This is a genomic window from Burkholderia sp. BCC0397 (assembly GCF_902832865.1).
In the GTDB taxonomy this organism is placed as follows: Bacteria; Pseudomonadota; Gammaproteobacteria; order Burkholderiales; family Burkholderiaceae; genus Burkholderia.
The window spans coordinates 18,874-30,997 of record NZ_CADFDL010000023.1 but is presented as its reverse complement, the minus strand read 5'-3'; the positions used below and the strand labels follow the sequence as shown (position 1 = coordinate 30,997).

General features: G+C 65.6%; 14 protein-coding genes. 5 read left to right on the top strand and 9 right to left on the bottom strand.

Translation table 11 applies throughout. From position 1 onward, the window contains the following. Positions 1–15 precede the first annotated feature (15 nt). The 8 genes from HWX03_RS36285 to HWX03_RS36250 form a co-directional block, all read right to left on the bottom strand. Positions 16–330 carry a high-potential iron-sulfur protein gene (locus HWX03_RS36285; RefSeq protein WP_175874623.1) on the bottom strand — a complete coding sequence of 105 codons (315 nt, stop codon included), beginning with the start codon at positions 328–330 and terminating at the stop codon, positions 16–18. Between the two features lie 99 nt (positions 331–429). Then, the gene (locus HWX03_RS36280; protein ID WP_175874622.1) at positions 430–771 is read right to left on the bottom strand and encodes a cytochrome C oxidase subunit IV family protein; all 342 of its coding nucleotides are present in this window, start codon (positions 769–771) and stop codon (positions 430–432) included. Positions 772–779: 8 nt separating this feature from the next. Further along, positions 780–1,487, bottom strand: coding sequence for a heme-copper oxidase subunit III family protein (locus HWX03_RS36275; protein ID WP_175823475.1), 708 nt, complete (start codon positions 1,485–1,487; stop codon positions 780–782). Then, the gene (locus HWX03_RS36270; protein ID WP_175823474.1) at positions 1,484–2,095 is read right to left on the bottom strand and encodes a cytochrome c oxidase subunit 3; all 612 of its coding nucleotides are present in this window, start codon (positions 2,093–2,095) and stop codon (positions 1,484–1,486) included. Before HWX03_RS36270 ends, HWX03_RS36275 begins: the two co-directional genes overlap by 4 nt. Further along, the gene (gene ctaD / locus HWX03_RS36265; RefSeq protein WP_175874621.1) at positions 2,092–3,846 is read right to left on the bottom strand and encodes a cytochrome c oxidase subunit I; all 1,755 of its coding nucleotides are present in this window, start codon (positions 3,844–3,846) and stop codon (positions 2,092–2,094) included. The genes HWX03_RS36270 and ctaD overlap by 4 nt, the downstream gene beginning before the upstream one ends. A gap of 13 nt (positions 3,847–3,859) precedes the next feature. Next, entirely contained in the window at positions 3,860–5,014 is a 1,155-nt protein-coding gene (locus HWX03_RS36260; protein WP_175874620.1) for a c-type cytochrome, read from the bottom strand. A gap of 307 nt (positions 5,015–5,321) precedes the next feature. After that, the gene (locus HWX03_RS36255; protein ID WP_175823471.1) at positions 5,322–5,834 is read right to left on the bottom strand and encodes a hypothetical protein; all 513 of its coding nucleotides are present in this window, start codon (positions 5,832–5,834) and stop codon (positions 5,322–5,324) included. Positions 5,835–5,939: 105 nt separating this feature from the next. Next, positions 5,940–6,449 (bottom strand): DUF1269 domain-containing protein, encoded by a 510-nt coding sequence (locus HWX03_RS36250; RefSeq protein ID WP_174391129.1) that lies wholly within the window; start codon positions 6,447–6,449, stop codon positions 5,940–5,942. 541 nt (positions 6,450–6,990) lie between these two features. Here HWX03_RS36250 and HWX03_RS36245 point away from each other — a divergent pair. Beyond that, positions 6,991–7,545 carry a hypothetical protein gene (locus HWX03_RS36245; protein WP_175874619.1) on the top strand — a complete coding sequence of 185 codons (555 nt, stop codon included), beginning with the start codon at positions 6,991–6,993 and terminating at the stop codon, positions 7,543–7,545. Between the two features lie 98 nt (positions 7,546–7,643). Here the strand turns inward: HWX03_RS36245 and kdgD are convergent, their stop codons facing one another. Next, complete coding sequence (gene kdgD, locus HWX03_RS36240) at positions 7,644–8,558, bottom strand: 5-dehydro-4-deoxyglucarate dehydratase (protein ID WP_175823469.1); 915 nt, start codon at positions 8,556–8,558, stop codon at positions 7,644–7,646. Positions 8,559–8,786: 228 nt separating this feature from the next. Between kdgD and garD the strand changes: the two genes are divergently transcribed. The 4 genes from garD (at position 8,787) to HWX03_RS36220 (ending at position 12,105) form a co-directional block, all read left to right on the top strand. Further along, positions 8,787–10,340: a galactarate dehydratase gene (garD, locus tag HWX03_RS36235; protein ID WP_175874618.1), complete on the top strand. Its 1,554-nt coding sequence runs from the start codon at positions 8,787–8,789 to the stop codon at positions 10,338–10,340. A gap of 219 nt (positions 10,341–10,559) precedes the next feature. Then, positions 10,560–10,952, top strand: a complete 393-nt coding sequence (locus HWX03_RS36230) for a nuclear transport factor 2 family protein (protein ID WP_175823467.1) — start codon at positions 10,560–10,562, stop codon at positions 10,950–10,952. Between the two features lie 79 nt (positions 10,953–11,031). Further along, entirely contained in the window at positions 11,032–11,487 is a 456-nt protein-coding gene (locus HWX03_RS36225) for an RbsD/FucU family protein (protein ID WP_174434526.1), read from the top strand. 180 nt (positions 11,488–11,667) lie between these two features. Then, on the top strand, positions 11,668–12,105 hold the full coding sequence (locus tag HWX03_RS36220; protein ID WP_027781508.1) for a DoxX family protein: 438 nt from the start codon (positions 11,668–11,670) through the stop codon (positions 12,103–12,105). Positions 12,106–12,124 lie beyond the last annotated feature (19 nt).

Genomic DNA, 12,124 nt, shown 5'->3' with positions numbered 1-12,124 from the left:
GCCACGCCGTCCCCGCTACGCCTTTTTCGCATAGGCGCTGCACCAGCCTTTTGCATTGACCTGCTTGCCGCTGAAAATGGTGCACGGTGCCATCGCGGCGCCGGGCTTGCCCTGGAAGAACTGGCAGTTCGCACAGGCCTGGCCCGCCTGAAATTGCGGGAACTTCGCATGGTCGACCCGGCTTGCGTCCGTCTTGTAACCGAGGGCCTGGGCGTTTGCATCGGATTCCTGAACGGCGCCGGCCTCTGCCGACGCCGCGCGGCGTCCCAGGGACAGCGCGGATGCCAGCACGGTGGTGGCCGCAATAAAACGTCGGCGTGAAAACTTCATGGCGTTCTCCTTCATGGTTGCGTGAACGGATTGCCCGACGTCATCCGGCCCATCGTGATGCGACGCCTTCGTCGCCGGAGGAAGCGGGCGGCGAAGGGATCAGTGGAAGAAGAGCGTTCGCATGCCGAAGGTGTGATGCGCTTCGGCGGCCATCAGCGCCATGAGCACCAGCAGGCACAGAGGCGGTATCAGGATCGCGTACACCAGCGCCAGCCGCTCCCACATCATGTGCATGAAAATCGACACGATCAGCCCGGCCTTGGCGATCATGAACACGACGATCAGCGTCCAGCGCAGCAGGCCGTGCACATGGAAGTAATCCACCAGGTACGACATCGTGCTCAGCACGAACAGCAGGCCCCAGATCTTCAGGTAGAGGCCGATCGGATGCTGCTGGCCGTGCGCGGCGTCGGGTCGAGGGGCGGAATCGGTGTGGTCCATGATCTGCCTCACCACAAATAGAACAGCGCAAAGATGAACACCCACACCAGGTCGACGAAGTGCCAGTACAGGCCGGCAATCTCGACGATCTGGAAGTTGCCGTGCTCGATGAACCCCGGCCGAAGGATCTTGCGCGCGATCAGCAGCAGGTAGATCACGCCGCAGGTCACGTGAAAGCCGTGGAATCCGGTGATCATGAAGAAGCACGCGCCGAACTGCGCGGCGCCGAGCGGGTTGCCCCACGGGCGGATGCCTTCATGGGCGATCAGCTTGGTCCATTCGAAGGCCTGCATTGACACGAAGGTCGCGCCCAGCAGCGCGGTCGCCAGCAACAGGGCGGCTGCGCGCCTTGCGTCGCGCCGGTAGCCGAAATTGACGGCCATCGCCATGGTGCCGCTGCTGGTGATCAGCGTGAAGGTCATGATCGCGATCAGCAGCAGCGGCACTTCCACGCCGCCCACGGTGAGCCCGAACACCCTGGAAGGATCGGGCCACGGCACCGTGGTCGACATGCGCACCGTCATATAGCCGATCAGGAAGCTGCTGAAGACGAAGGTGTCCGACAGCAGGAAGATCCACATCATCGCCTTGCCCCACGGCACCTTGAAGGCGGCGCGGTCGGCCGACCAGTCGGTGACGATGCCGCGCCAGCCGTCGGGTCCGGCATCGGCGGCCGCGGGCGCGGCGGACTCGGGGGGGAGCGTGGGCGAGGTCATGGCGCGGCTCCATACAACGGCCCGCAGATGGCGGCGACGATCCCGGGGGTGAGCCACGACATCGCCGCCAGCAGCACGAGCCAGACAGCCAGCAGGAAATGCCAGTACATCGCGCACAGCGCGATGGCGCGCTGGGCCCGGAACGGGTCCGCGCGCCGGAGCTGCGCGATCGTCAACGCCCAGGCCGCGAGCCCGCCCAGCACGTGCACGCCGTGCAGGCCGGTGAGCAGGTAGAGGAAGCTATTGGAAGGATTGACGGCGACGGTCTGCCCGGCCGCCGCCAGCATGCGCCACGCGATCAGCTGCCCGATCACGAACACGGCCGCCAGCACGCCGCCGGACACCAGCCACGCCGCGCGGTGCAAGGTCATCTGCCGCGCACGCTGCATGGCGATGCTTGCCAGCACCAGCGCGCCGGTGTTCCACCACAGCAGCGCCGGATGCGGGATCGGCTGCCAGTCGGGCTCGCGCATGCGCATGCCATAGGCGAGCAGCAGCAATGAAAACAACGCCGTCGCCACCGCCATGAAGACGAACAGGCCGATGCGGCTCGCATTCGGCAAGACCGGGCGCGGGTCGGGAACGAAGGGGCGTGGCAGCGTGGTCATTCGCGCACCTCGCCGGGTTGCAGCGTCGGGTGGGCCGATTCAGGCGCCGTCTCGGGCGGCTCGTTTTGCGGGACGAAGTCTTCCTTGCGCCCCGGCGGGCTGTATTCGTATGCCCAGCGATAGACGACGGGCAGCTCGGCGCCCCAGTTGCCGTGCGCGGGCGGCGTTTGCGGCGTCTGCCATTCCAGCGTGGTGGCCCGCCACGGGTTGCCGTCGGCACGCTTGCCGCGCACGAGGCTCCACGCCAGGTTGTACAGGAACAGCAACTGCGCGACCGCGACGATCAGCGCAACGACGGTGATGAATGCGTTGAGGGTTTGCGCCGAATGCGGAATGAAGCTGTAGCCCTCATACGCGTAATACCGCCGCGGCATGCCCATGAGGCCGAGATAGTGCATCGGGAAGTAGATCGCATAGGTGCCGACGAAGGTGGCCCAGAAGTGCGCGCGCCCGAGCCTGTCGTCGAGCATCCGGCCCGTTACCTTCGGATACCAGTGGTAGATGCCGCCGAACACCACCAGGATCGGCGAGACGGCCATCACCATATGGAAGTGCGCCACCACGAAGTACGTATTCGACAGCGGAATGTCCACGCTCACGTTGCCGAGGTAGAGGCCGGTCAGCCCGCCCAGCACGAAGGTGCTGATGAAGCCGATCGCGAACAGCATCGGCACGGTAAGGTGGATATCGCCGCGCCACAGCGTCAGCACCCAGTTGTAGACCTTGAGGGCGGTCGGCACGGCGATGACGAGCGTGGTGGTGGCGAAGAAAAAGCCGAAGTACGGATTCATGCCGGAGATGAACATGTGGTGCGCCCAGACCACGAAGCTCAGTACGCCGATGATGACGATGGCCCATACCATCATCCTGTAGCCGAAGATGTTCTTGCGCGCGTGCGTGCTGATGAGGTCCGACACGATGCCGAAGGCCGGCAGCGCGACGATGTAGACCTCCGGATGCCCGAAGAACCAGAACAGGTGCTGGAACAGCAGCGGGCTGCCGCCGGCATGCTTGAGCGTCTGCCCCATCGACACCATGGCCGGCATGAAGAAGCTGGTGCCGAGCGTCCTGTCGAGCAGCATCATCACCGCCGACACGAACAGCGCCGGAAACGCCAGCAGCGCCAGGATGGTCGCGACGAAGATGCCCCACACCGTGAGCGGCATGCGCATGAGCGTCATGCCGCGCGTGCGCGCCTGCAGCGTGGTGGTGACGTAATTCAGGCCGCCCATCGTGGCCGCGACGATGAAGATCGCCAGCGACACCAGCATCAGCACGATGCCCCATTCCACGCCCGGCGTGCCCGGCAGGATGGCCTGCGGCGGATACAGCGTCCAGCCCGCGCCGGTCGGCCCGCCCGGCACGAAGAAGCTCGCCACCAGCACCAGCACGGCCAGCAGGTAGACCCAGAAGCTCAGCATGTTGAGAAACGGGAACACCATGTCGCGCGCGCCCAGCATCAGCGGGATCAGGTAGTTGCCGAAGCCGCCCAGAAACAGCGCCGTCAGCAGGTAGATCACCATGATCATCCCGTGCATGGTGACGAACTGGTAGTAATGGTTGGCGTCGATGAAACTGAACTTGCCGGGAAAGCCGAGCTGCAACCGCATCAGGTCCGACAATACGAGGCCGACCAGGCCGATGGCGATGGCCGTCAGCGAATACTGCACGGCGATGACCTTGTGGTCCTGGCTCCAGACATAGCGGGTCCAGAAGCTGTGCGGGGCGTGATCGGTGTGCGCGTAGGTCATGGCGTCTGCTCCGCTAGGGCTGGGGGTTGGCCGCGCTGCTGGCAGCCGGGCCGCCTTGCGATTCGATGTAGGTCACCAGCGCGGTCAGCTCCTGCTCGCTCAGGTCGAAACGCGGCATGATGGGTGAATAGCCCTTCACGACGCGGACCGTCGGGTTGCGGATGAAGGCGCGCAGATAGGCTTCGTCCACCTTTGCGGTGCTGCCGTCGGCCATCGTTTCGGTCTTGCCGTACAGGCCTTTCCAGGTCGGGCCGACGCGCGGACTGCCGTCCACGGTATGGCAGGCGAAACAGCCCTTGGCCGCCGCGAGCGCCTTGCCCTGGTCAGCCAGCGCCTGCGCGCTGCCGCCTGCCGTGGCCGCCGCGGCCTGCACCCTGGCCTGCTGCCGCTGCGCGAACGTGCTCTGCTGCGCCAGCCAGCGCGAGAACGATGCCTCGTCTTCCACCACCACCACGCCGCGCATGCTGGCGTGCCCGATACCGCAAAGCTGCGCGCACAGGATGTCGTAACGCCCCGCCTTGGTCGGCGTGAACCAGAAAGTGGTCACCATGCCGGGCACCATGTTCATGCGCGCACGGAACGGCGGGACATAGAAGTCGTGCAGCACGTCGCGCGAGCGTGCCAGGACCTGGATCGGCCGGTTGAGCGGCAGGTGTACCTCGGGCGTCTCGATCAGGTAATTGTCACGGCCGTTGGGGTCGGCGGGGTTCAGGCCGAAGGGGTTGTCGTTGCTGATGTAGCGCACGTCCGTCGTGCCCAGCTTGCCGCCGGGGCCGGCGAAGCGGAAGCGCCATTGCCATTGCTGGCCGACCACCTCCATCCGCAGCACGTTGCGCGGCGGCTGGATGTAGTCCGCATAGACGAAGAGGCCCGGTGCCAGCAACGCCGCCACGCCGGCGGCGGTCAGGCCGATCAGCCACCATTCCAGCCGCCTGTTGTGGGGCTCGTAGGCCGCGCGATGCCCGCCGCGGTGGCGGTAGCGCACCAGTGCGAGCACGACGAACAGGTTGATCACGATGAAGAGCGCGCCGGTAATGACGATCGTGATCGTCAGCATGTCGTCCATGCGTACCCAGTTCGACGCGATCGGCGTGATCCACCAGGGACTGGCAAAGTGGAACCCCACCGCCACTATGACGATCAGGACCAGGGCAATCGCAAGCGCCATAAGCCGCCTCGCCGCATGTCACTCGCCGGGGTCGCCGACAAGCGCTCCTGGCGTCTTTGTGCCGCCGTGCCGTACTTCGTCTTGTTTTTTTGCCGGCAGTCTGCCAGGACCGATTGGCCGAGCGTCGCGAGCGGCTCTTAAGAAAAGGTAGTCCTCTCCTCTGCATCGTGCAAGGCAGTGAGGGGAAGCCCCCCCCTATGCGCATCGCTCGAATGGACGCGTCGCTTGCCGCGATGAAAATGCAAAACAGCCGCCTCCGGCATGGTTGTCGAGGCGGCCGTCTCGCGCGGCGGGAAGAAGCGGCGTGTCAGTGCATCTCGCTCTGCTTGCGTCGTTCAAGGATGCCGTAGACGACGGCGGTGACCACACCGAACAGCAGGTTGGCCAACAAGGGTCCGGAACCTCGCTCCGAGACGAACCATGGGAACACGGCCGTCATCACATGGAAGTTCCACACATACGCGACGATCCCGAAGGCCAGCCCGATGACGGCCTCCATGCCCACACTCGAATCGAAGCGGAACGGGGCCATGATCGCAGCGAGAATCATCCCCATGATGGTGCCGAACACGTAGTGCAATACCAGCGCCGTTCCCACGATGCCAAAGCTGAAAACCGACATGTGTTCGAGTGCACTGCGGCCCATCACCATTGCCGCGATCTTGTGGGTCGGTTGCCACGGACTTTCGTCGAGCACCATGGTCGACCAGAAGAATTCGAGCACGATCACCAGGGCGCCACCCGCGAGACCGGCCACGGCGGCAGCGAGCCAGTCCGGCGTGCGCCGCTGCCAATGGTGTGATTGAATGTGCAGTTCCATACGACCTCCTCTCCTGCGTGGACGGGTGCCAATTTCACACTGGCCCGACGCAGCACGCTCGATGTAGAGACAGCCTCAGGTGCCGTGCATGCCGGTTTTAGAGTGTCAGGGGAAGGCCGGTGTCGTAGGATCGGCGCCTTCCAGATCCGCCTTCGGAAAATGCTCGGCGATCATCTGCTCGATTTCCTGCTCTCGTAATGCCGGCACATCGGCCATGATCAGAATCTGGCCTTCCCGTATCGCTTCTCGAAATCGCTGGAGTCGCGCGTTCGGCTCGGAGATGCCGATCATCCCGGCCGTCCACGCTCCGAAGCCGGCTCCCGCCACCGTCAATGCGACGACGGCGCCGCCCGCAATCACGAGCTCCGCAGGGGGGAATACAAGCGCGACGAGGCCGATAAGCGCGCCCGTCGCACCACCGAGTGCAACGCCGCGCTCGAGCGCGTGCACGACATCGCTGCTTTGCAGCAATGACGCTTCGGGCAACTGATCAAGTGTGACGCTGTGATCGGCGAGGACGTGGATGTGGCGCCAGATGATGCGTGCGCGCAGCAAGTCATCGACGATCGCCTTCGCCATCTGAGTATCGGGTACGAGGAAATAAAGGCGTCTCATGCCAGCCTCCTTTTTGCCGTCAACTCATTCTGACGGAAGTATTTTTTATTCTATGTCAGCATCGGCCGCGCGGTACGTGCATGCATGCGTAGGTGCTTTTACCGCCCCGGTGCAGTCGTTCGACACGCGTGGCATGCGTGTTTGAAGAGCGGCGGTAGGCGACGTGCACTGAATCGTGTGAAGAACTTTTGTGGCAAGACGACGGCGTGAAGTCGTCCAGTGCGTCTAGCCTTTGCGCCACGCTCCAGGTCCGCCGGTGTCCGATGCAAACGGAAGCACCGACAAGAGCCATCCCGCCTCGAATCGAGCGCGCGGAACGGTCCCGATACCGGGTTCAGTGGCGTCGAGCCGGCGAGTCGCCGCACACTTTCGCGCGCAATCGGCGCACGCAGCACCTCTCTGGCCCGTGCCGATGTTTGCGACGCGCATCGTCGCCCGTGCCTTCCCGGCGACCCGATTTTCTCCTACAGTAGCGAAGCCTCGGGCCGTCCGGCTCGCAGGCGAGCCTGAGAGACGCACAAGACCAACAAGGAACCATCCGATGAATATCAGCAAGCGTGGCGACCACCTGTTCGCGGCCGGGTTGTGGAAAGCGATCGGCGACGTCGCGAAATCGGTCCGTACCCAGATCGGCGAATACAGCGAAGGGCGCGTGCTGGCCGACGCGCTGTTCGAACTGCAGCGCGAGCTGGGCGGCGGCGAATTCGACGTGACGATCAACCAGGGGCGGCCCGTCGCGGGCGCCGATGCGCATTCGGTGATCTTCGGCTCGGCCGTCCGGCGCTTCAAGCTCGACATGGAGGCGGTGGTGTTCGCGCTGAAGCACCGCCGCAGCATCGACGCGCCCGACGGCGCGCAGCGCGCCGAAGCGCTCACGCAGGCCAACACGCATCTCGCGACCGCGAAGCAGTACGCAATATTCACGGTCGGGCGGTTCTTCGATGCGGTGGTCGACCGCGATGTGCTGGAACAGATCGTGGGCGCCGAGTCGCCGATGCGCGGCCGGCCGGTCGCGGCACGCAAGGGGATCGACGAGACGCAGCGCACGCTCACCGGTGTGCGCCAGCGGATCATCGGCGCGATCGCACAGATGTGACGGCCGCGCCGCGCGGCCATCGCGTGATGCGGATACGGAGTGGGGGGGCGGCCGCGACGCCGATGAAGGCCCGCGCCGCCGGCGAACCCGCCTACTGCTTACTGCGGGCCCATCTTCTTGATCAGCACGTCGAGCTCGGCCGCTTCGGCTTCAGTGAGATCGACGAGCGGTGCGCGCACCGGGCCCGCGTCGTGGCCGACGAGCTTCGCGCCCGCCTTCACGATGCTGACCGCATAGCCCGCGCGGCGATTGCGGATATTCAGGTACGGCAGGAAGAACTCGTCGATCAGGCGGCCGACCGTCGCGTGGTCGTCCTTCGCGATCGCTTCGTAGAATTCCATCGCCGTCTTCGGGATGAAGTTGAACACCGCCGACGAGTACACCGGCACGCCGAGCGCCTTGTACGCGGCTGCATAGACTTCAGCCGTCGGCAGGCCGCCGAGGTACGCAAAACGATCGCCGAGGCGGCGGCGGATCGTGACCATGCTCTCGATTTCGCCGACGCCGTCCTTGAAGCCGATCAGGTTCGGGCAACGGTCGGCGAGACGTTCGAGCATGTCCGCATTCAGCTTCGAATTCGCGCGGTTGTACACCACGACGCCGATCTTCAGCGCGCGGCACACTTGCTCGACGTGGTCGGCGATCCCTTCCTGGCTCGCTTCGGTCAGGTAGTGCGGCATCAGCAGCACGCCGCTCGCGCCGAGGCGCTCGGCTTCCTGCGCATATTCGATCGCGACGCGCGTCGCGCCGCCCGCGCCGGCGAGAATCGGCACCTTGCCCTTGCAGGTTTCCGTCGCGACGCGAATCACGTCCGAATACTCGCGCTGCGTGAGCGAGAAGAATTCGCCGGTGCCGCCGGCCGCGAACAGCGCGCTCGCGCCATACGGCGCCAGCCATTCGAGGCGCTCGGCATAGGTGGTCGGGCGGAAGCTGCCGTCGGCGTCGAAATCCGTCAGCGGAAACGACAGCAGGCCGTGGGAGATGATCTGTTTGAGTTCTTGCGGTGAAGTCATGGTTGGGTCGTCCGTCTAGCGCGAGTGCGGGGTTCGTCGGTACGGCATCCGAGCCATATTGGCGATGTCGTTGTATGTCATCGTACAACGCAAGAAAGAGCGGCGCAAGCTGTTTGCTGGCGGGTCAAGGGTAGGGTCTTTCCGGATAAGGGTTTACGCAGCATCGTTGATTGAGGTTGAATGTCGTATGATGACTAACGATATCGCAGCGTGCTTCCAGGAATTCCGATGACTGCTTCCCCTCTCTACATCCGCGTGCATCCGGACGACAACGTCGCGATCGTCGTCAATGACGGCGGTTTGCCCGAAGGCGCGACGTTCGCCGACGGGCTGACGCTGTGCGAAGGCGTGCCGCAAGGGCACAAGGTCGCGCTCGTCGACCTCGCGGCCGGCGACCCGGTTATTCGCTACAACGTGGTGATCGGCTATGCGCTGACCGACCTGCGCCGCGGCAGCTGGGTCAACGAGCGCACGATGCGCATGCCCGAGCCGCCGGGCCTCGACGATCTGCCGCTCGCCACGCGTGCCGCGCCGCCGCTCGAGCCGCTCGAAGGCTATACGTTCGAGGGCTTCCGCAATGCCGACGGCTCGGTCGGCACGCGCAACATCCTCGCGATCACGACGACCGTGCAGTGCGTGTCGGGCGTCGTCGAGCATGCGGTCAAGCGGATCAAGGACGAACTGCTGCCGCGCTACCCGAACGTCGACGACGTGGTCGGGCTCGAACATACGTACGGCTGCGGCGTCGCGATCGATGCGCCTGACGCCGACATCCCGATCCGCACGCTGCGCAACATCAGCCTGAATCCGAACTTCGGCGGCGAGGTGATGACCGTGAGCCTCGGCTGCGAGAAGCTGCAGCCCGAGCGCCTGCTGCCGCCGGGCGCGATTCCGGTGACGGCCGACGGCGCGACCGACAACGGCGGCGTCGTATGCCTGCAGGACGCCGCGCACGTCGGCTTCAACTCGATGATCGACTCGATCATGAAGATGGCCGAATCGCATCTCGAGCGGCTGAACCGCCGCCGCCGCGAAACCTGCCCCGCGTCGGATCTCGTCGTCGGCGTGCAGTGCGGCGGCAGCGACGCATTCTCGGGACTCACCGCGAACCCGGCCGTCGGCTTCGCGGCCGACCTGCTGGTGCGGGTGGGCGCGACGATCATGTTCTCGGAGGTGACCGAAGTGCGCGACGGCGTCGCGCAGCTCACGTCGCGCGCGGCGAACGAGGACGTTGCCCGCGAGATCATCCGCGAGATGGACTGGTACGACCGCTACCTGGAGCGCGGCCGCGTCGACCGCAGCGCGAACACGACGCCCGGCAACAAGAAGGGCGGGCTGTCGAACATCGTCGAGAAGGCGATGGGCTCGATCGTGAAGTCGGGCAGCGCGCCGATCGCCGGCGTCGTGCGCCCCGGCGATCGCGCGCGGCAGAAGGGGCTGCTGTATGCGGCCACGCCCGCGAGCGATTTCATCTGCGGCACGCTGCAGCTCGCGGCGGGGATGAACCTGCATATTTTCACGACCGGCCGCGGCACGCCGTACGGGCTCGCGCAGGTGCCGGTGATCAAGGTCGCGACGCGCAGCGATCTCGCGCGCCGCTGGTACGACCTGATGGATCTCGACGCGGGGCAGATCGCGACCGGCGCGGCGACGATCGAGGACACGGGCTGGGCACTGTTCCGGCTGATGCTCGACGTCGCCAGCGGCAAGCGCCGCACGTGGGCCGAGCAATGGAAGCTTGCGAATGCGCTGACGCTGTTCAATCCGGCGCCGGTGACCTGACGCGCGCGGTGGTTGCGGCAAGACGATGCGGGCGCCTTCGGGCGCCTGTTTTCGTTGCGATGCGCGCGCTCGCGATTCGGCGCGGGCATGCCGCTCGTGGCCGGCGCGATTTCCTTACCTCGTACGTAATCGACCGCCCGCGCGAGCCCGGCGACGATAGCGGCACGCGGACCCGAAACGTCCGCGACATCGTCCGTCACCGACACAAGGAGCCTCGCCATGAACACCGCTCAATCCGCCTCGTCCGTTCACGCCGACCTGATCGACCGCTACTTCGCCGCCTGGAACGAGCCCGACGTCGCGCGCCGCCGCGCGCTGATCGACGCGACGTACGCGAGCGACGCGGCCTATCGCGATCCGCTGATGGCCGGCGACGGCCACGCGGGCATCGACACGATGATCGCGGCCGTGCAGCAACGTTTCCCCGCGTACCGCTTTCGCCGCACGACCGACGTCGACGCGTTCGGCCAGCACCTGCGATTCTCGTGGGCGCTCGTGTCGCCCGACGGCGCGGCGATCGTGAAGGGCTCGGACTTCGGCACTGTCGACGCATCGGGCCGCCTCGCGTCGGTCACGGGTTTCATCGACGAAATGCCGGCCGCGGCGTCGTGACGCGAACGGCACATGCGCAATGGCCGCCGGGATCGGGTAACGTTATGCGATTCATTCCTGAACCCGGAGACTCGCCCACATGTTGAAGAATCTCGACCCGCTGCTGCACGCCGACATCCTGCACACGCTGCGCGCGATGGGCCACGGTGACGAAATCGCGATCTGCGATGCGAATTTCCCGGCGGAATCCGTCGCGGAGCACACGGTGGTCGGCCGCGCGCTGCGGATCGACGGCGCCGATTCGGCACGCGTCGTGCGCGCGGTGCTGTCCGTGCTGCCGCTCGATACGTTCGTCGACACGCCCGCGTGGCGGATGGAAGTCGTCGGCGACGCGGCCGCGGTGCCGCCCGTGCAGCGCGAAGTGCAGGCCGAGATCGACCGCGCAGAAGGGCGCACGGTGCCGCTGACCGGCGTCGAACGTTTCGCGTTCTACGAGCGTGCGCAGCAGGCGTATGCGGTGATCGTCACCGGCGAAACGCGCGGCTACGGCTGCTTCATCTTCAAGAAGGGCGTGCTGTTGAGCGACGCGGGCTAAACGCGTCTTTCTGCCCGTCGGGCCGCCGCAGTGTAAAGATTTGCTACAACCTTTTTCTTGGACACGGCGAAAAGACCCTCTATGCTGGCCCATTTGCCGCGCGCCCTCCCGGGCCGCGCGGCGCCGAACCGCACGGGCGTGCCCGCAGCGGGCGGCCGAATTGCATATGAGGAGAGAGGCATGACGCGTACCGTCGATTCCGGCGTCATTTTTTTCGCACGCCTGGCGCTGGCGGCGTTGTTCTTGTGGGGCGGCATCATGAAGCTGCTCGGCTACAGCGACTTCGTCGCGTATCTGCACACGATGAACGTGCCCTATCAACAGGTCGTCGCGCCGATCGTCGTCGCGATCGAGGGGCTGGGCGGCTTGCTGTTGATCGTCGGCTACAAGGTACGGCCGCTCGCGTTGCTGATGGCGGTCTACACGATCGCGACCGCGATGGTCGGGCACAATTTCTGGGACGCGACCAACGCGGCTGTCCAGCACGACATGGTGATTCACTTCTGGAAGAACGTCGCGATCGCCGGCGGGTTCCTGCTGCTGTTCGTCACCGGCGCCGGCGGCGCGAGCATCGACGCGCTGCGCCGGCCGAGTTCGTCGTACGGCGTGTTGCGTTGAACTGACCAGACTCGCGCCA